Below are 17,158 nucleotides of genomic sequence, written 5' to 3'. Positions count from 1 at the left end.
AGCGGCGCTATCCGGGCATCCAGGGCGTCGGTTTCGCGCGCTGGATTCCGGCTCACGAGAAGGCCGCCCATCTCGACCGGATCCGCCGGGAAGGGTTCCCGAACTATCGGATCTGGCCCGAGGATGACCGCGAAACCTGGACCTCGATCATCTATCTGGAACCCTTTACCGACCGCAATCTTCGCGCCTTCGGGTATGACATGTATTCGGAGCCGGTGCGGCGCGTGGCCATGGAGCGCGCGCGGGATCGGGGCGAACTGGCGATTTCAGGCAAGGTCGCGCTCGTGCAGGAAACGGAGCAGGACGTTCGGGCCGGTTTTCTCATGTACATGCCCCTGTACGTCAAACACGCGGCTCATGCGACCCCGGACGAACGCCGGCGCAACCTGCTGGGCTGGATCTATGCGTCGTTTCGCATGGACGATCTGATGTTGGGCATTCTCAAGAACCACTACGAGGACATGGGCCGCTCGCTGCGTCTGGAGATTCATGATGGAGACTCCCCCGCACCGTCGGCCCCGCTGTTCGATTCCAACCCCGCGACTCCGCTCGGGGTAGGCGCTTCGGATCCGCTCGGGGCGAATGTCGAAATGCCGGGGGTTGAAACGGCCTTTCGTTTCGAGCGGGATATCGAGATCGCCGGACATCGTTGGTCCGTCGTGATTCGATCGTTGCCCGGTTTTGAAGCGAGACAGACGAATGAGCGAGCGAAATATCTCGCGATCCTCGGTGGCGCCGGGACGCTCGCTTTGACCCTGGTGGCCTGGCTCCTGGTCCATGGTCGCGCGCGCGCCCTGCGGATCGCCACCGAGCTAACGCACGAATTGTCGGAGAGCGAGACGCGCTACCGTCAGGCGTTCGAGGCCAATAGCGCGATCAAGCTGATGGTCGATCCGGAGACCGGGCGGATCGTCGACGCCAACTCGGCGGCGGTCGCGTTCTATGGGTATCCGCGCGAGCAACTCCTGGCACTGTCCATCACGGACATCAATCCGCTTCCCGCCGAGGAGATGCGTCGCAAGATGGCGACTGCGGTCGCGCAAACAAAACTCTACTTCCAGTTCCAGCATCGCCTGGCCTCCGGCGATCTCCGCGACGTGGAAGTCTATTCCGGCCCAGTGAGCGTCGGCGGGCGCACGCTTGTGCATTCGATCGTGCACGACATCACTGGTCGTCGACGAATCGAAGCGGCGCTGCTCGCATCCGAGACCATGCTGCGGACCATCTACGACCTGCTGCCGATGGGCATCTCCATCACCGATCGCCTGGGTCATATCATCGACTGCAACCGTGCCTCGGAAGCCCTGCTTAGCATCACACGCGATGAGCATCTCCGGCGGGACTACGACGGCCGGGAATGGGCGATCCTCCGCCCGGACGGTTCGCCGATGCCGCCGGAGGAATACGCCAGCGTGCGCGCGATGGTCGAACAGCGGACAGTGCGCGACGTGGAGATGGGCATCGCCCGGCCCGAGGGCGTCACCTGGCTCTCGGTCAGCGCCATGCCCTCGACCCACCCCGACTATGGGGTGGTCATCGCCTTCGTTGATATCACCGAGCGGAAACGGGCGGAAGAGACGCTGCGGCAACTCGCGGAACGCCTGCAACTGGCGACCGAGTCCGGCGGCATCGGGGTGTGGGAGTGGGACTTCGGCGACAACCGGCTGATCTGGGACGCGCGGATGTACGCACTCTATGGCAGGCGGGAGGAGGATGGCGTCGTTGCTTACGCAGCCTGGCGGGAGTGGGTGCATCCCGAGGATTTGACCCGGATTGAAGCGGGTATCGAACATGCGCGGCAAGAGTGCGATCTGTTTCGAGAGACGCTCAGGGTCTACTGGCCGGATGGCACGCTTCACCATCTCGCGGTCTCCGGCAAAGTGATCCGGGATGCGGTCGATGCGCCCCAGCGGATAATCGGGGTCAATCGGGACATTACGGAACGCCAGCGGGCCGAGGCCGAATTACGCGAGAGCGAGGCCAGAACGCGGGCCATTATCGATGCCTCGCCGGTGCCCCTGGCCATCGGTTACGCGATGCGCGATATCACCTATCTGAACCCGGCCTTCGTCGCGACCTTCGGCTATACCCTGGAAGACATTCCCACCTGGGCGGACTGGCGGCTCCACGCCTATCCCGATCCGGAGTATCGCCACTGGATCGAAAACGTCCTGCTCGAAGACCTGGCAAGGATTCAGCGCGAAGGCGGAACATTCGAGCCGCAGGAACTGAACGTCCGTTGCAAAGACGGCACGATCCGCACGGTGGTCATCGCCCGGGCCGCGCTGCCGGGTCAAACCTTCGAGGGCGTTCATCTGGCCACCTTCCACGACGTGACCGAGCTCAAGCGGGCGCAGGAACTGGCCGAGGAGTCGGCGCACATCAAATCCGAATTCCTGGCCAACATGAGCCATGAAATCCGCACGCCCATGAACGCGATCATCGGATTGTCCCAACTGGCGCAGAATAAACCGCTGTCTCCCGACGTGCGCGACGATCTGGAGACGATTTATCGTTCCTCGCGAAGTCTGCTGCGGATTCTGAACGATCTTCTCGATTACTCGAAGATCGAGGCGGAGCGCATGACTATCGAGCGCGCCGACTTCGATCTGGACGATCTGCTGAAGACGCTGCAGGCGTTGTTTGCCGTCGCCGCCGATGAAAAATCGCTCGATTTCCGGATCGAGGTCGCGCCCGATGTTCCCCGCCGCTTGATCGGCGACGCACTGCGACTGCAGCAGGTGCTGACCAACCTGCTAGGCAACGCCATCAAATTCACCGAGCAGGGTCGGGTCAGGCTAGCGGTCTCCGCCCTGGCGATCGAGGAAACGCAGACCCGGCTGCGCTGGCGGGTTGAAGATAGCGGGATCGGGATGTCGCCGGAAACGCTGTCCAGTCTTTTCCAGCCCTTTACCCAGGCTGACGGATCGATCTCGCGGCGCTTTGGCGGTACCGGTCTGGGGTTGGTCATCAGTCGCAAACTGCTGTCCTTGATGGGCGGACGGTTCGAGATCGAGAGCACACCCGGCATCGGCACGACCTTCGCGTTTGAATTGACGCTGGAACTAACCGCCGCCGAACGATTTGACACCGGACACCGACAGAGAAATGGTCCGGACTCCGTGCCGGACGGGTTACGCCAGGCGCCTGCTCGGACCTTGGATCCGATCGCGGCCTTGACCGACGAGCCGCGATCCGCCGACGCGACGAGCGCACCCTCCGAGACGCTGGTGGAACTGGCTGCCCAAATCGAGGCGCTGTTGAGCGGGATGGACCTGATCCCCGATCAGTTGCTTGAGGAACTGGAGGCGACGGTGCCAGCCCGCGACGAGGCGCTCTACCGTGCGTTCAGACGCCATATCGATCAGATCGATTACCGCAAGGCGAGCGTGTGCCTGGAACAGTTGGTTCACCGCAAGCTGACGCAATTGGACACCGATGATGACAGCCAATGAGGGGATTCCCGTCGTTTTGATCGTCGATGACGTGCCGACCAATATCAAAGTACTGGCCAATGCGCTGCGGCACGAGTACCGGGTCAAGGTCGCCAGCCGTGGCGAGGACGCGCTGAGAGGCGCGCGGCTCGAGCCCCAACCCGATCTGATCCTGCTGGATGTGATGATGCCGGAGATGGATGGCTACGAGGTGTGCCGACGCCTGAAAAGCGATCCGGTCACCGAGTTCATCCCAGTGATCTTCATCACGGCCCGGGATACGGACGAGGATCAGGAACTGGGATTCAACCTGGGCTGCGTGGATTACATCACCAAGCCGTTTTCGCTCCCCATCGCGAAGGCGCGGATCCGCACCCACCTGCGACTCAAGCGACAGACCGACGCGCTGGAAAGACTGTCGCACATCGATCAGCTCACGGGTCTGGCGAACCGCCGCCAACTGGTCACCACCTTCGGGATGGAATTCAAACGCGCGGCGCGCGAGGGGTTGCCGCTGTCGGTCCTGATCGTCGATATCGATCATTTCAAGGATTACAACGATCACTATGGACACGGGGCCGGCGATGTCTGTCTGTGCCAGGTCGCCTTGTCCTTAATGAAGAGTCTGTCCCGGCCAGGGGATCTGGTCACCCGCTATGGCGGAGAAGAATTCGTCGTCCTTCTGCCAGCGACCAACCGTGCCGATGCCTACGCGCTGGGCGAACGGCTCCGCGAAAACATCTTGCAATTGAACATACCCCACGCTTTTTCGAGCAGCGCGCCGGTGGTGAGCGTCAGCATCGGCGGAACCACGGCGGACACCCTGATCGACGCCGACTCGCCGGAAAGTCTGCTGGAAAGAGCCGACAAAATGCTCTACCGCGCAAAGGAAATGGGGCGCAATCGGACCGTGTTTACGACGACTTAACTCATCAAAACCTGCTTGGCCTCGTTGACCTTCGCGGCCAGATAATCCGACCCGCCGCGATCCGGATGCAGCCGTTGCATCAGCCGCCGATGCGCGGTCTTGATCTCGTCTAGCCCGGCGTCCGGTGCAATCCCCAGGATGGCGCGCGCCTCATGGCCATCCATGGGGGCGGCTTGAGGTTGAGGCGCGGCTTCGGGTCGATGCCGTGGCGGCGGCTCGTCGATCCGATGACCGCGTTCGCGAGACAGATACACCTCCAATGCCTCGGCCGATTCGGCGTCCGTGAGATAACAGGTCCGCAGCAGTTCCAGCAGATCCTCGGTCGCGGTTTGTTCGAGCGCCTGACCCCGCAAGGGTCCGGCGAGAATCTCGCCGCTGATCCGCCCCGAAAGATGATTGATCGCCAGCAGGACATGGCGGGTCGCGACCTTGGACTCATGGGGTCCCTGATAGTTGGTCGCGTCCTTGAACTCGCGCACCCACATCGCCGTGGCGCCCGCGACCGCGCTCGGCATCAGCAGAAAATTGAGCACGGGGATCATCCCCATGCCCGCCGCCGCCGCCCCGAAGCTCAGGCTGAGCGTCCGTCGCCCACGTAGCCGGCGGCGCATCTCGCGGAATTTCAGGCCGTGGTTACCCATGGGATAGTCGCTGTACTGGACGACCAGAATCCAGGCGGTATAGAGAAACCATAACAGGGCGCCAACCACGGGAACGAACAGCAGCATCAGAAAGGGGATGGCCCATAGCAGGGCATAGACAATCTTCCCGATCTCGTCGAGCAGGGTCGGAATCAACTCCGCGAGCATCCGTGCGTAATCGTTGCCTTGATCCAGCGGCTGGCCGGTCAGAACCAATTCCACCTTCTCGGCCAGCAGACTGTTGAATGGCGAGGCAATCAGATTGGCGACCAGGCTAAAGCCGTAAAACACCAGAACCAGCAGCAGCAGAATGAAGATTGGCCAGAGGATCCAGTCGAGCCAGCTCAGCCAACTCGGCACGCTGGCTTCCAGGCTCCCCAGGAGCAGTTCGAACTGGGTGACGCCGACATAGATGGCGCCGGAGAACACCAGGATGTTGACCAGCAGCGGGATCAGCGCGAACCGTCGCAGTCCGGGGCGGGCAATCAGCCGGAGGCCCTCGAACAGATAGCCCGCGCCGGAGATGGAGTGGTTAACCATGAGTTGTTTCGCTCTTGATGAAGGGTTCGCTCACGAAACCGACAAAACCTCGGCGAGAATGTCGGCAATCTCGTCGATCTCCTCGATCACTTGCGCGGGTGCATGGCCTTGGATGGCGAGATTTCGGATCAGTACCACGAGCGGCGCCATCCGTTCCAGATGGCACACCGTCTCCCAGCTCATCGCTTCATCGGTGTGAAACAGCAGTTTATCCCAACCCGCGAAACCGGCTTGCTCGACGAGCGTTGCCCGCAGGCACTCCCAGGCGCCCTGGAGATCGGAGAGGATCGTTTTTTCGTAAGCGGTCGGTTCGGTGAAAAAGTTCATGGTCCCGATGCGATGGCTTGAATTGGCAAACGCATCTCGTCTCAAGACGCGGTTAGGCGCGATCCCTGCGAAAGCTCAGCATGCCCAGGAGCGTTGCCGCGATGCTGAAAAATCGGAACAGCACCTTGAATCCCCATTCGGCCATCCGGATGCGGGGGTTATTGTCCTCGGCCTGAAGGTAGTCCGTCGCGGTTTGGCGATGGTCGGCGCGCGGTACGTTGTTATTGCCTTGCATGCTCGGGTTTCTCGTCGGTTGGTGTTCGGCTTGCTGAAGAACGATCACGAAAAATTATAAGAGATCGGCTAGAAGATCGGGAGATTCCAGCAGCGGATTGTGGCCGATGCCATCCAAGACCCTCAGATCGGTCGTCGGACGACATTCCGCGACCTGACGCGCGATGCGCAGGAATTTTCTGTCTTCTCCGCCAACGATCCAGCGCAACTGTCCCGGAAAACGCATCAGATCATCCCAGGTGCTCGGCATCTCCGCCAGTCCCAGCCGCTCCAGGCTACTCGCCAGACCCTCGGCCCGTTGGCTCAGGCGGCATGCCTGCTGTCGTGCCAGGACGGAGCGCGGCAGGCGACTCTGCGTGACAAAGAGCGGTAGCTTCTCCCAGGCCTGGACGAAGGCATCGACCCCCTGCGTTCGCAGGAGCTGAATCCAGCGTTGGTCGGCCTCGCGTCGCTGTTCTCGGAGCAGCGAATCCGTGAGTCCCGGATGGGCGGAAATGATGGTCGCGGCACGGAAACGTTCCGGGGCGGCCTGGATAAGCCCCAGCGCGATCCGTCCCCCGAACGAGTAACCGACGATCCGCTCGATGCTGGTCGGCAATTCCTGGAGAAGGGCCTGGATCTCGTCGCGAAAGGTTCCGAGCGGATCGCCCCGGCGGCCGTGACCGGGAAGGTCGATCGCCAGCCGGGAAGGATCCTTACCGGTCAGCGTTCGCCAGTCCTCCGCGCGGCCGGTGAAGCCATGCAACAGCAGGCACTCCGGCGAGGGCTCGCTCAGAGCGATGCCTCGGCGATTTTTGCCTCGCGCGTCTTGTCCCGTTCGATCAGGGCATAGGCAGAGTGATTGTGGATGGACTCGAAATTTTCCGCCTCCACGACATAGGCCGCGATGCGTGCGTCTGCATTCAGACACTTGGCGACGTCGCGCACCATGTCCTCGACAAATTTGGGATTGTTGTAGGCGCGCTCGGTGACAAATTTCTCGTCGGGCCGCTTCAGCAGTCCGAACAGTTCGGAGGATGCCTCCCGCTCGATCATCTCGATGATTTCTTCGAGCCAGATAAAACCCTGGGTACGCACCTGGACCGTCACGTGGGAGCGCTGATTGTGCGCGCCATAGGCCGAGATTTTTTTGGAACAGGGGCAAAGGCTGGTCACCGGAACCAGCACCTTGATCTCCAGGGTCGGCCGACCGTGGCGGATCTCGCCGATAAAGGTGACATCGTAGTCGAGCAGACTGGCGACCCCCGAGACCGGCGCCTTCTTGTTGACGAAGTAGGGAAAGCGCATCTCGATATGTCCGGCCTCGGACTCCAGGAGCTGCGACATCTCGGTGAGCATCTCCTTGAACGAATCGACGCTGATCTCGCGTTCGTGGTTGTTCAGGATCTGCACGAAGCGCGACATGTGCGTCCCCTTGAAGTCGTGCGGGAGATACACATACATGTTGAAGGTCGCGACCGTGTGCTGTTCGGCGCCGCCGCGCTCGCGCACCCGTACCGGATGGCGGATGTCCTTGATCCCCACCTTATCGATGGCGATGCGGCGGGTATCGGCGCTCCCCTGAACGTCGGCGATGTCCAGGCCGGTGGGGGTTGCGCGGCAGTTGGGTTCGAGCAATTGCTCCATGGGGTTACTTCCTCGACGGGTCATCACGGCTGTCATCGCCGTGGAAATGGGGGCTGGCGGGTCAAAAAACAGCAGGCACCAAGCTTAGTGCCTGGTTTGGGAGCGTTTGTCGGTCCGTTATTAATGCGCTAATTTCAATGTCGCCACTCCGGCAACGATGAGCGCAATACCGACATATTTTGCCAAAGAAGCGGGATCGCCGTAGTACAAGACCCCCACCATAAAGGTTCCCGCCGCACCGATCCCCGTCCACACCGCATAGGCGATACCCATCGGGATTTGGCGTTGCGCGAGCCAAAGAAAGACTCCGCTGAGCGTCATAAAGACGACCGCAACCAGAATCCCGCTCCAGCGAGAAGCTGGATCCTGCGACATTTTGAGCCCGATGGGCCATCCGATTTCGAGCAAGCCAGCAAAGATCAGATAAAACCAACTCATAAGAAAATTCCCCCGCACCAGGGAAATCGATCGTCAGACTCAGACGCTGATGCGCCCGTGCCGGACGGGGTATTCACCCCATCCGGAACCGTTTCGACGACGCGTGAGGTCTACGGGATCCAAACGCTCGGGACGGGGTTGCAAACTCCGTCCCGCTAGGAAGAACTGAAGTTCAGTCTGTTTATTCCTCGCCTAACGGGCAGCCTAAAGCGGCGCGCGCCCCTGATGACCTTGCGAGTTAGCACGACGCCTGTGGCGCGCGCTCGCTTTTCAGGAGTATGTTAGGTATTGATCTTCACGACACCAAGCTCTTCAAGCGCCTCGAATATATTAGCGAACGCCACGACGAGCTTTTCTTCCAAATTCTTGCTCTGATGCGCAAAAATAAATATCTGCATTGTCGTATGGAAGCACGCTTGAGCATTAGAGAATCTGTATGCCGAAAACTTCCAATCAACGCCAATTTCGAGATCTGGACGGGGGAGCGCGTTCTTAAGTTCAAGTGTCGGATGAACAGCCATGTCTCGAAATCTGATTATCTCTGTGATCGCTTTCTTGACCTCCTTCATCTGCTCCTTCTTGAATTTAAGAACACGTCTGGCGACCTCTGCGATTTGCGTACCGCGCCCAGTGCGATTGCGCTTCCATCTAGCGACGTCATCTGTAGATAGCTTGGCGTATGGTTTTAGCATGTCGTAAAGCGCGTCGAGCGCAATCCCGCAGGAAACGATAACCTGCATTGACGGCGCTAGTTCCGCCACCAATAGCGCCTTTTTGGAGTCGGCGTTATCACTCCAGTTCTGAGCAATGTTATCGCATGCCACCTTTGCATCATTTAGACTGTCCCTTGCGATCCTGAGCCAAAGCGGAATTACGTTGTAGGCAGTTGACAGAATAAGCTTGGATTCTGATGCGCCTGACTCAGCTAAAGAGATGACGCAATCGCCGGGTAAAATTCCGACGGTCATTCCCTTGAAGATTAGAACACCCATTGTTCACCAATCGTTCGTTACTGGAGTACCCGTACCTAAAGTGAGTTAGAAAGAATCTACGCTAACAATGCTAGACAGATTCCACGTTAGCGATACTAGACCGAATCCTCTTTTTTCAACGCATCCAAATAAACCGCGTCTAACGCAATGTCCGTCAATGAACTCAAGACCGCATCCGCTCGAAACGGATGCATGTCGCGCGGGACGCGGTTTAACGGTTCAATTCTTGCGCCCAAGCAACGCGCTGGCGATCCAGCGCAACGGATCGGCGCCGTCCGGGAAGATCTCGATCGCCGTCAGCGCCTCGGCGATCAGATCGGCTGCCATCTCCTTCGCCTCGGCCAGCCCGACTAGGGCGGGGTAGGTGGCCTTGTCGAGCGCCTGATCGCGCCCGGCGGTCTTGCCGATCTGCGCGGTGTCGCCTTCCACGTCGAGCACGTCGTCCTGGATCTGGAACGCCAGTCCGAGACACTTGGCGTAACGGTCCAGACGCTCGGCGCGGTCCGCGTCGAGCGCGCCGTGGGCCAGGATACCCATCTGCACGGAGGCGCGAATCAGCGCGCCGGTCTTGTGGATGTGGATATGTTCGAGCATAGCGACATCGAGCGCCTTGCCCTCGGCGTCCAGATCCAGCGCCTGACCGCCGACCATGCCGCGCGAGCCGCTGGCGCGCGCCAGATGCTCGACCATCGCGATGCGAATCCGCGCATCCAGTCCGGTGGCTTCGGCAAGCGATTGGAAGGCCAGGGTTTGCAGCGCGTCGCCGGCCAGGATGGCGGTGGCGTCGTCGAAGGCGCGGTGACAGGTGGGGCGTCCGCGGCGCAGGTCGTCGTCGTCCATCGCCGGGAGATCGTCGTGGATCAGCGAGTAGGCGTGGATGAATTCCACCGCGCAGGCGGGACGGTCGAGCAGGGCGGAATCGATGCCGAGCGCCTCGCCGGTCGCGTAGGTCAGCAGCGGGCGGATGCGTTTGCCGCCGCCCAGCACCGAATAGCGCATGGCCTCGTGCAAACGCAGGGGCGGTACGCTGGCGCGCGGCAGAAGCTCGTCGAGCGCGCGTTCGAGACGCTCTTGGCACTGCGTCCGGTAGGTGTCCAGGTTGTTATCGGTCATTGGGCTCGAAGGGTTCAGGCTCGGCGTTAGGCCGAGTGTCGGTGAGAATGCGCACCCGCTGCTCGGCCGTGTCCAATGCCTGCTGGCAGACGCGGGTAAGACCGATGCCGCGCTCGAAGGCCGCCAGCGATTCTTCCAGGGTCATCTCGCCCTTTTCCAGGGCATCGACAACGCTTTCCAACTCGTTCAGTGACTGCTCGAAGGATGGCGGGGGCGGGGTGGCTGGTTTTTTCATCGGGTTCGGGATCGGACTTTAGGCGGTACGGTAGCCTAGCTTGGTTGAGCGGTCAAACCAACGCGATCAAGACGCCGCCGCCAGATACTCCGTCGACTGCATCTCGATCAAGCGGCTAAGCAGTCGCTCATGGGCAAAGTCGGGCAGGCCGCCAAGATAGAGTTTCTCGACCGGCGCGGCGGCCGACAGCACGAGTTTGATGCGCTGATCGTAAAATTCGTCGACCAGATGCAGGAAACGGCGGGCCGCGGCCTCCTGGCTCGGACCGAGTCGCGGCACGCCCGACAGCAGAACAGTGTGGAACTCGCGGGCAATCTCGATATAGTCCGAGGCGGATCGTGCCGTGGCGCAGAGCGCCGCGAAGTCGAACCAGACGACATCCATCCCGACCCGACGCACCGGAAACACACGGCCGTTGACCGAGAACTCGCCTGATGACACCTCGTGCCCCCCGGTGAGCCGCGCGAAATCCTCGGCCAGCCGGCGCTCGCCAGCGTCGCTCTCCAGAAAAAAAACCCCCGCCTGGGTCAGCGTGCGCAACCGATAATCGACCCCACCGTCCAACTCGAAGACCTGGGTGTGCCGTTTGAGCAGTTCGATGGCGGGTAGAAACAACGGCCGCTGCAAGCCATTGCGATACAGATCGTCGGGGCGGGCGTTGGCGGTCGTGACCAGCGTCATGCCGCGCGCGAAGAGCGCCTTCAGCAGACCATGCAGGAGCATGGCGTCGGCGATGTCGGTGACGATGAACTCGTCCAGACAGAGCACCCGCGCCTGTGCGCGCAAACCGTCGGCGACGACCTCCAGCGGATCGGGCTGCCTGGGCAGACGCGCCATTGCCCCATGGATCTCCCGCATGAAATGATGGAAATGCACCCGTCGTTTATCGGGCACCTCCAGCTCGCTCATGAACCAGTCCATGAGATAGGTCTTGCCGCGCCCGACGCCGCCCCACAGATACAGACCGCGCACCGGGAGCGCGGGCCCGGACCAACGACTCCGGAGCCGTCTCCAGACGCTGCGCCGGGGTTGCCGGGACGGCTCGCGGAGCAACGCCTGGCGCAGGGCGAGAAGCAATTCGCTCGCTTCGCGTTGGGCGCTGTCGCAGGGATGAAAGGAATTCGAGATGTTGGCTTGAGACATGTCCGGAACCGAAAAAGAGCGTCCAGCGGCCAGACTGGTATTTTCGCCGATGGGTTTAAGTGACAGTGGCAGGGCTTTTCATTAGCATCTCATGACGATTTTGCGACGCCTGACACGATCAGGATATTCCCGTCCAACCGAGATACCAAACCATGCTCAATAAAACCAGACGTTTTCTGACCTCCCTGTTGCCCATCGATCCGAATCGTCGCGGCGAGTGCAACCGCTGTGGTAGCTGTTGCAAGCTCCCCTACCCCTGCCCTTTTCTGCGCTTCGATGACGCGGGATTGAGCAGTTGCTCGGTCTATCTTTTCCGCCCGCCAAGTTGTCGTAAATATCCGCGCGTCGCGGCCGAGAACCTGACCCCGCAAACCTGCGGGTTCTTTTTCGTCGCGCCGGAACAGATCGGCCACCGACCCGCGCCCGGTTTCGAGCCCGCCGCAGTACAAGTTCGGACCGCCGAAGAGCCTGGGTGAGGCACCGATGCGTGAGGGATCAGGCGTTTTTGGAAAAGATCCTACCCGTAGGAGCCCGCTTGCGGGCGACGTGGCCCGCCAAGCCGCCTTCCATGCGCCCAACCGTCGCCCGCAAGCGGGCTCCTACGGGATTTGACGCTCGGTCAAGTCATTTGCGAAATTCGCCTCAGAGGGTGTAGACAAAAATAATTGAGCTGCTATTTGTATACCAGTCTACAACTGAGCTGGTGTGCGCTGATGTCGAAAGCTGGTCGTCCCCCCAAGATTCACGAGGCGGAGCAAGCGGTATTGCGTCAAATTGTCACGGATCGCCCGACCTCCACGCTGTCAGAGATTGCCCGGGAACTCGCGGCACGGACGGGAATCGAGGCTCATGAAGCAACGATTCGCAAGTCCTTGCGGGAGGCGGGCGTCACGCGCCTCCGGGGCGAGAGTGGTCTCGAGGCGCAAGCGCGCGCAACGCCGCGTCGGTATGGGTATACGGATGCGCATCGTCGCCACGACCCCGACCAAAGCTACCCAAGTTGTCTGACCGATGCGGAGTGGGACTTGGTCGCCGCTCTCTTTGAGAGTGCCGGGCGGGCGGGGTCAACCGCCCCGCGTGTCGCGCCGGAGCATCCTGGAGGCGTGTTGCTACGTGGTGCGCACGGGGTGCGCGTGGCGGATGCTGCCGCACGATTTCGCGCCTTGGCAGAATGTCTACAAGACGTTTCGCCGTTGGAGTGCGGCTGGGAAGTTTGAGCAGATGCATGATCGACTGCGGGGGCAATGGCGCGAACGCGAGGGGCGTGAGATCGCGCCGACGGCGGCGGTGCTGGATGCGCAATCGACCCGCGGCTCGCCGCAGGGTGGACCGAGCGGCTTTGATGCGGGCAAGCAGGTCAAGGGGCGCAAGCGCAGCCTGGTGGTCGATACCTTGGGGTTCGTGTTGGCGGTGAGCGTGGTCGCGGCCAATCTTCAGGACCGCGATGCCGCCTCGGGCGCCGTCGCTGACGCGGCCGCCAAGTACCCCCAGATCAACACGCTGTTTGTCGATAGCGCCTACGCCGGTCAATTTGCCCAAACCACCGAGCAGACCCACGCGATCCGCGTGGAAGTCGTGCGCCATCCAGCCAACAAAAGCGTTGGCTCCTGGCACGTGGACGGGGCGCCTGACCGAGTGGTGATCGCCAACGCCGACGGCTTCGTTCCGCTGCCGAAGCGCTGGGTTGTCGAGCGCACCCATGCGTGGAATGAGCGTGCCCGTCGATTGATCATGCATCATGACCGTCTGCCAGCGGTCTCCGAAACCTGGGTTTGGCTGGCGGAGGCGCGCATCCTGCTGCGGCGGTTGACCACAACGGTTTGATTTTGTCTACACCCTCTCAGCAGCCTGAAAGAAATTCGCCGATCCGTCGCACCCCCTCGTCCAGCTCGCAAAGATCACGGGTGTAGGCGAAGCGCACATGGCGCCCCGCTTCATGTTCGCCGAAGTCCTGACCGGGCGTCACCGCGACGCCCGCCTCCTCCAGCAACCGGGACGCGAAGATCATCGCGTCCTCCGCGACCCGCTCGGGTAGACCCGCGTAGAGATAGAAGGCGCCGGCGGGCGTGTGCGGAATCGCGAAACCGAGCCCGCGCAGCGCGCTCAGCAGTCGGTCGCGACGTTGCTGGAAGATCCCGCGCCGTTCCTCGACGATCGCCAGCGTCGTCATGTCGAAGGCCGCCAGCGCCGCGTGCTGGGCCAGCGTGTTGGCGGCGATATAGAGATTCTGCGCCAGACGCTCCAGCACACCGGCCGCCTCCCGCGGCGCGACCGCCCAGCCGATGCGCCAGCCGGTCATGCCGAAATATTTGGAAAAACTATTGATGACATAGAGATCGGTCGACCCGATCGACAAGGCGGTACGGGCGGGCGTTTCGTAGGTGAGTCCCTGATAAATCTCGTCGACGATCAGCACCGCCCCGCGCGCGCGGCAAAGCGCGTAAAGCTCGGCGAGTGTGGCGGGATCCAGCACCGAGCCGGTCGGATTGGCGGGCGAGGCGACGACCACCGCGCGAATCCCCGGTCCCCAGGCCGATTCCGCCTGCCCGGCGGTCAACCGATAGTCGTTCTCCGGTCCCAGCGGCACCGCCACCGGTTCGACTCCCATCAGCCGCAGCACCTGACGATAGCAGGGATAGGATGGATCGCCGATCAGCACGCGGTCGCCTGGTTCCAGAAGCGCGGAAAAGGCCAGTTGCAAGGCGCCGGAGGCGCCAGGCGCGATCAGCACGCGCGCGGGTTCGACGTCCACCCCGTCGCGACGCCCATACTCCTCCGCGATGGCCTGCCGCAAGGCCGGCAGACCCGCCGCCGGGGTATAGAGCGTCCGACCTTCGGCAAGCGCCGCCTGTCCCGCCGCCACGATGGGCGCGGGGGTCGGGAAATCCGGCTCGCCGATCTCCAGATGCACGATGGAACGCCCGAGCGCCTCCAGTTCGCGTGCCCGCGCCAGCAGGCGCATCACATGAAAGGGCTCCACCGCCTGGGCGCGGGCCGCGAGATGGCTGTCGCTGACGCTCGGCATGGACGGCGTCAAGCGGCCGGATGGGCCAGACGGTGCAGCCGATCCAGCGCCGCCAGATCGACGAAGGGACTCCCGCCAAGCGCGCCGGACAGCACCCGAACGGGCTGGCCGGGATCGCCGAGCCGGTCCACCACCAGCGGCGCGGCCGCGAAATCCTGCGCGGCGGTGTAGTCGTTCACCGTCACCAGCAGCGCCTTCAGCCCGGCCGCCAGCGCCGCGCGGGCGCCGTTGTCGGAATCCTCGACCGCCACGCACTCGCGCGCGTCGAGCCCCAACTCGGCGAGTGCCAGCCGAAAGATATCTGGCGCCGGCTTCTTGGCCGGAACCACATCCCCGGCCGCGATCACCTCGAACCAGTCCCGCAGACCGGGCTCGCCGCAATGGTCGAGCAATTCGGTCACATTCTCCGGCGTGGTGGTGGTCGCGATCGCGAGCCGGATCCCGGCCGCGCGCGCCTCGTGCAACAGACGCAGTACGCCGGGGCGCAGCGGAATCGCCCCGGTTTGCAGCATGGACACATACTGCCGGGTCTTCGCGCGATGCAGGCCGCCGACAAAGGCCTCCGGATCCAGCGCCGGGTCGAGCCGGATCCCGTCGGATTCCATGAAATAGCGAATCCGCTCCTTGCCGCCGGTCACCGCCAGCAGTTCGCCATAGCGCTCGACATCCCAAACCCAATCCAGACCGGCCTCCGCGAAGGCGGCATTGAAGGCGGGTCGATGTCCATCGCGCTCGGTATCGGCGAGCGTGCCATCGACATCGAAAAGAATGGCCTTGAACCCATACATACCAGGACTCCAAAAGCTGAATCATCTCTGTCCGCACGGGATGCGCGAGCGCGAAGAGTACCCGACTCCGGATGCTCGCGCATCGCTTGCGCTCCGCGGAGCGGTCATATCTGGGATCTCGCGATCTGTCGAGTTGCCCCATTGACGCATATCTGGTACTTAAGAGCGTTTTTCGCGGTGCGGATCCGGAAATGACTTCGGATCCACGCTGTGGGTGTCCCAACGACAAGAGCCTTCGGGAGAGATCAATGGCCGAAGCTAAAACACAAGAAACCACGGGATTCGGATTCGCGCCCTACAACGCCGCTACCGATGAAGAATACATGAACCCCGAGCAGGAGGAGCACTTCCGCAACATCCTGCTGGCGTGGAAGCAGTCCCTGATGGAGGAGGTCGATCGCACGGTCCACCATATGCAGGACGACGCGACCAATTTCCCGGACCCCAACGATCGCGCCACCCAGGAGTCGGAATTCAGCCTGGAGCTGCGCACCCGCGACCGGGAGCGCAAGCTGATCAAAAAGATCGACGAGGCGATCGATCGTCTCGACGAGCACGACTACGGCTACTGCGAGGCGTGCGGCGTGGAGATCGGCATCCGCCGGCTAGAGGCGCGTCCCACCGCCACGCTGTGCATCGACTGCAAGACGCTCGACGAGATCCGCGAAAAGCAACGCGGCTGAGCGTCGACGCGCCCTCGTTCCTCCTGAGCCGATGTCCGGGCAAGTCTCCGCTGCCCGGGCGGGCTATCGGGGGCGTTTCGCCCCCTCCCCGACCGGACCGCTGCATTTCGGCTCCCTGCTCGCGGCCGTGGCGAGCTACGCCGACGCCCGCGCGCATGCCGGCGCCTGGCTGGTGCGCATGGAAGACCTGGATCGCGCGCGCGAGGTTCCCGGCGCCGCCGACGGCATCCTGCGCACCCTCCAGGCATTCGGTTTCGTGTGGGACGAACCCGTCCTGTTTCAGCGTCACCGCTCCGACGCCTACCAGTCCGCGCTGGATCGACTCGCCGCGCGCGGCCTGACCTACCCCTGCGGTTGCAGCCGCGCCGAAATCGCCCGGCTGGGCCTGCCAGGTCGCGAAGGCCCCATCTATCCTGGAACCTGTCGGACGGCGGGTCTGCCGCCGGGACGCCTGCCGCGCACCGTGCGACTGCGCGCGCCCGCGCCGCCGATCGCATTCGTGGACCGCATCCAGGGCGCGCAGGAGCAGTCGATCGCGGAAGCGGTCGGCGATTTCGTGCTTCGGCGCGCCGATGGCATCCATGCCTATCAACTCGCGGTCGTCGTCGACGATGCCTGGCAGGGAATCACGCAAGTGGTGCGCGGCGCCGACCTGCTGCTCTCCACGCCGCGTCAGATTTTGCTCCAGCGGTTTCTGGACCTGCTTCAGCCGGACTATGCCCATGTGCCGCTGGCGGTGGATACCGAGGGCCGCAAACTCAGCAAATCGCTTGCCGCCGCGCCGGTCGATCCGAGCGACCCGCTCCCGGCCCTGAGACGGGCTTGGGAGTTGCTGGGCCAGAAGGCGCTGCCCTTGGAGAGTTCGCGCCGTGGCTGTCCGATCGAGCACTTCTGGTCACAGGCCAGCGCCCGGTGGCGGATCGAACGGGTACCGGCCAGTGCGTCAATTGCCATCGGCGATGCTTGAAGTGATGACGCGCCTTAAGGTGATTTTTGGAAAAGATCATACCC

The 17,158-nt window shown here is 62.5% G+C and carries 17 protein-coding genes and 1 pseudogene (1 of these 18 only partly in view); 6 read left to right on the top strand and 12 right to left on the bottom strand.

Annotation, left to right across the window (positions count from 1 at the left end):
* Both THIVI_RS23055 and THIVI_RS19425 read left to right on the top strand, forming a co-directional pair.
* On the top strand, positions 1-3,455 hold the 3' portion of the coding sequence (locus tag THIVI_RS23055) for a CHASE domain-containing hybrid sensor histidine kinase/response regulator (RefSeq protein ID WP_014780240.1). It extends 277 nt beyond the left edge of the window; only the last 3,455 of its 3,732 coding nucleotides appear in the window; its start codon lies off the left edge, out of view; it ends in the stop codon at positions 3,453-3,455.
* Positions 3,442-4,362: a diguanylate cyclase gene (locus THIVI_RS19425; RefSeq protein WP_041447768.1), complete on the top strand. Its 921-nt coding sequence runs from the start codon at positions 3,442-3,444 to the stop codon at positions 4,360-4,362. Before THIVI_RS23055 ends, THIVI_RS19425 begins: the two co-directional genes overlap by 14 nt.
* Here the strand turns inward: THIVI_RS19425 and cysZ are convergent.
* The 10 genes from cysZ to zapE form a co-directional block, all read right to left on the bottom strand.
* A complete protein-coding gene (cysZ, locus tag THIVI_RS19420; RefSeq protein ID WP_014780238.1) occupies positions 4,359-5,543 on the bottom strand; it encodes a sulfate transporter CysZ in 1,185 nt (394 codons plus the stop codon). The two genes, THIVI_RS19425 and cysZ, sit on opposite strands and share 4 nt — an antisense overlap.
* Positions 5,544-5,573: 30 nt before the next feature.
* Positions 5,574-5,870 carry a hypothetical protein gene (locus THIVI_RS19415; protein ID WP_014780237.1) on the bottom strand — a complete coding sequence of 99 codons (297 nt, stop codon included), beginning with the start codon at positions 5,868-5,870 and terminating at the stop codon, positions 5,574-5,576.
* A gap of 52 nt (positions 5,871-5,922) precedes the next feature.
* Entirely contained in the window at positions 5,923-6,105 is a 183-nt protein-coding gene (locus tag THIVI_RS19410; protein WP_014780236.1) for a hypothetical protein, read from the bottom strand.
* Positions 6,106-6,159: 54 nt separating this feature from the next.
* Positions 6,160-6,849 carry an alpha/beta fold hydrolase gene (locus tag THIVI_RS19405; RefSeq protein ID WP_014780235.1) on the bottom strand — a complete coding sequence of 230 codons (690 nt, stop codon included), beginning with the start codon at positions 6,847-6,849 and terminating at the stop codon, positions 6,160-6,162.
* A gap of 26 nt (positions 6,850-6,875) precedes the next feature.
* Positions 6,876-7,730, bottom strand: coding sequence for a GTP cyclohydrolase FolE2 (gene folE2, locus THIVI_RS19400; RefSeq protein ID WP_014780234.1), 855 nt, complete (start codon positions 7,728-7,730; stop codon positions 6,876-6,878).
* A gap of 120 nt (positions 7,731-7,850) precedes the next feature.
* The gene (locus tag THIVI_RS19395; RefSeq protein ID WP_014780233.1) at positions 7,851-8,168 is read right to left on the bottom strand and encodes a DMT family transporter; all 318 of its coding nucleotides are present in this window, start codon (positions 8,166-8,168) and stop codon (positions 7,851-7,853) included.
* A 281-nt stretch (positions 8,169-8,449) separates the two neighbouring features.
* Positions 8,450-9,160, bottom strand: coding sequence for a hypothetical protein (locus THIVI_RS19390; RefSeq protein ID WP_014780232.1), 711 nt, complete (start codon positions 9,158-9,160; stop codon positions 8,450-8,452).
* Positions 9,161-9,379: 219 nt separating this feature from the next.
* Positions 9,380-10,273 (bottom strand): (2E,6E)-farnesyl diphosphate synthase, encoded by an 894-nt coding sequence (gene ispA, locus THIVI_RS19385; RefSeq protein ID WP_014780231.1) that lies wholly within the window; start codon positions 10,271-10,273, stop codon positions 9,380-9,382.
* Positions 10,263-10,508, bottom strand: a complete 246-nt coding sequence (locus THIVI_RS19380) for an exodeoxyribonuclease VII small subunit (RefSeq protein ID WP_014780230.1) — start codon at positions 10,506-10,508, stop codon at positions 10,263-10,265. The genes ispA and THIVI_RS19380 overlap by 11 nt, the downstream gene beginning before the upstream one ends.
* Positions 10,509-10,574: 66 nt before the next feature.
* Complete coding sequence (gene zapE, locus THIVI_RS19375) at positions 10,575-11,651, bottom strand: cell division protein ZapE (RefSeq protein ID WP_014780229.1); 1,077 nt, start codon at positions 11,649-11,651, stop codon at positions 10,575-10,577.
* 152 nt (positions 11,652-11,803) lie between these two features.
* Here zapE and THIVI_RS19370 point away from each other — a divergent pair, with 152 nt between their 5' ends.
* Positions 11,804-12,127, top strand: coding sequence for a hypothetical protein (locus tag THIVI_RS19370; RefSeq protein WP_014780228.1), 324 nt, complete (start codon positions 11,804-11,806; stop codon positions 12,125-12,127).
* 237 nt (positions 12,128-12,364) lie between these two features.
* Positions 12,365-13,475, top strand: a pseudogene (locus THIVI_RS19365) (IS5 family transposase).
* Positions 13,476-13,491: 16 nt separating this feature from the next.
* On the opposite strand, the gene THIVI_RS19360 reads toward THIVI_RS19365, so the two are convergent.
* Together THIVI_RS19360 and THIVI_RS19355 are read right to left on the bottom strand one after the other, a co-directional pair.
* Positions 13,492-14,676 (bottom strand): aminotransferase class I/II-fold pyridoxal phosphate-dependent enzyme, encoded by a 1,185-nt coding sequence (locus tag THIVI_RS19360; RefSeq protein ID WP_014780227.1) that lies wholly within the window; start codon positions 14,674-14,676, stop codon positions 13,492-13,494.
* Between the two features lie 8 nt (positions 14,677-14,684).
* Positions 14,685-15,464: an HAD-IA family hydrolase gene (locus THIVI_RS19355; protein ID WP_014780226.1), complete on the bottom strand. Its 780-nt coding sequence runs from the start codon at positions 15,462-15,464 to the stop codon at positions 14,685-14,687.
* Positions 15,465-15,712: 248 nt separating this feature from the next.
* On the opposite strand from THIVI_RS19355, the gene dksA reads away from it, so the two are divergent.
* Positions 15,713-16,147 carry an RNA polymerase-binding protein DksA gene (dksA, locus tag THIVI_RS19350; RefSeq protein ID WP_014780225.1) on the top strand — a complete coding sequence of 145 codons (435 nt, stop codon included), beginning with the start codon at positions 15,713-15,715 and terminating at the stop codon, positions 16,145-16,147.
* 31 nt (positions 16,148-16,178) lie between these two features.
* A complete protein-coding gene (gene gluQRS / locus THIVI_RS19345; RefSeq protein ID WP_014780224.1) occupies positions 16,179-17,114 on the top strand; it encodes a tRNA glutamyl-Q(34) synthetase GluQRS in 936 nt (311 codons plus the stop codon).
* Positions 17,115-17,158 lie beyond the last annotated feature (44 nt).

It is taken from the genome of Thiocystis violascens DSM 198 (assembly GCF_000227745.2).
Lineage (GTDB): Bacteria > Pseudomonadota > Gammaproteobacteria > Chromatiales > Chromatiaceae > Chromatium > Chromatium violascens.
This window is presented reverse-complemented; position numbering and strand designations above follow the sequence as displayed.

Coding starts and splice junctions, on each gene's coding strand:
- THIVI_RS19395 (WP_014780233.1), bottom strand. CDS start 8,168: ATGAGTTGGTTTTATCTGATCTTTGCTGGCTTGCTCGAAATCGGATGG.
- THIVI_RS19425 (WP_041447768.1), top strand. CDS start 3,442: ATGACAGCCAATGAGGGGATTCCCGTCGTTTTGATCGTCGATGACGTG.
- ispA (WP_014780231.1), bottom strand. CDS start 10,273: ATGACCGATAACAACCTGGACACCTACCGGACGCAGTGCCAAGAGCGT.
- THIVI_RS19355 (WP_014780226.1), bottom strand. CDS start 15,464: ATGTATGGGTTCAAGGCCATTCTTTTCGATGTCGATGGCACGCTCGCC.
- THIVI_RS19390 (WP_014780232.1), bottom strand. CDS start 9,160: ATGGGTGTTCTAATCTTCAAGGGAATGACCGTCGGAATTTTACCCGGC.
- THIVI_RS19370 (WP_014780228.1), top strand. CDS start 11,804: ATGCTCAATAAAACCAGACGTTTTCTGACCTCCCTGTTGCCCATCGAT.
- cysZ (WP_014780238.1), bottom strand. CDS start 5,543: ATGGTTAACCACTCCATCTCCGGCGCGGGCTATCTGTTCGAGGGCCTC.
- gluQRS (WP_014780224.1), top strand. CDS start 16,179: ATGTCCGGGCAAGTCTCCGCTGCCCGGGCGGGCTATCGGGGGCGTTTC.
- THIVI_RS19380 (WP_014780230.1), bottom strand. CDS start 10,508: ATGAAAAAACCAGCCACCCCGCCCCCGCCATCCTTCGAGCAGTCACTG.
- dksA (WP_014780225.1), top strand. CDS start 15,713: ATGGCCGAAGCTAAAACACAAGAAACCACGGGATTCGGATTCGCGCCC.
- THIVI_RS19410 (WP_014780236.1), bottom strand. CDS start 6,105: ATGCAAGGCAATAACAACGTACCGCGCGCCGACCATCGCCAAACCGCG.
- THIVI_RS19415 (WP_014780237.1), bottom strand. CDS start 5,870: ATGAACTTTTTCACCGAACCGACCGCTTACGAAAAAACGATCCTCTCC.
- THIVI_RS19360 (WP_014780227.1), bottom strand. CDS start 14,676: ATGCCGAGCGTCAGCGACAGCCATCTCGCGGCCCGCGCCCAGGCGGTG.
- folE2 (WP_014780234.1), bottom strand. CDS start 7,730: ATGGAGCAATTGCTCGAACCCAACTGCCGCGCAACCCCCACCGGCCTG.
- zapE (WP_014780229.1), bottom strand. CDS start 11,651: ATGTCTCAAGCCAACATCTCGAATTCCTTTCATCCCTGCGACAGCGCC.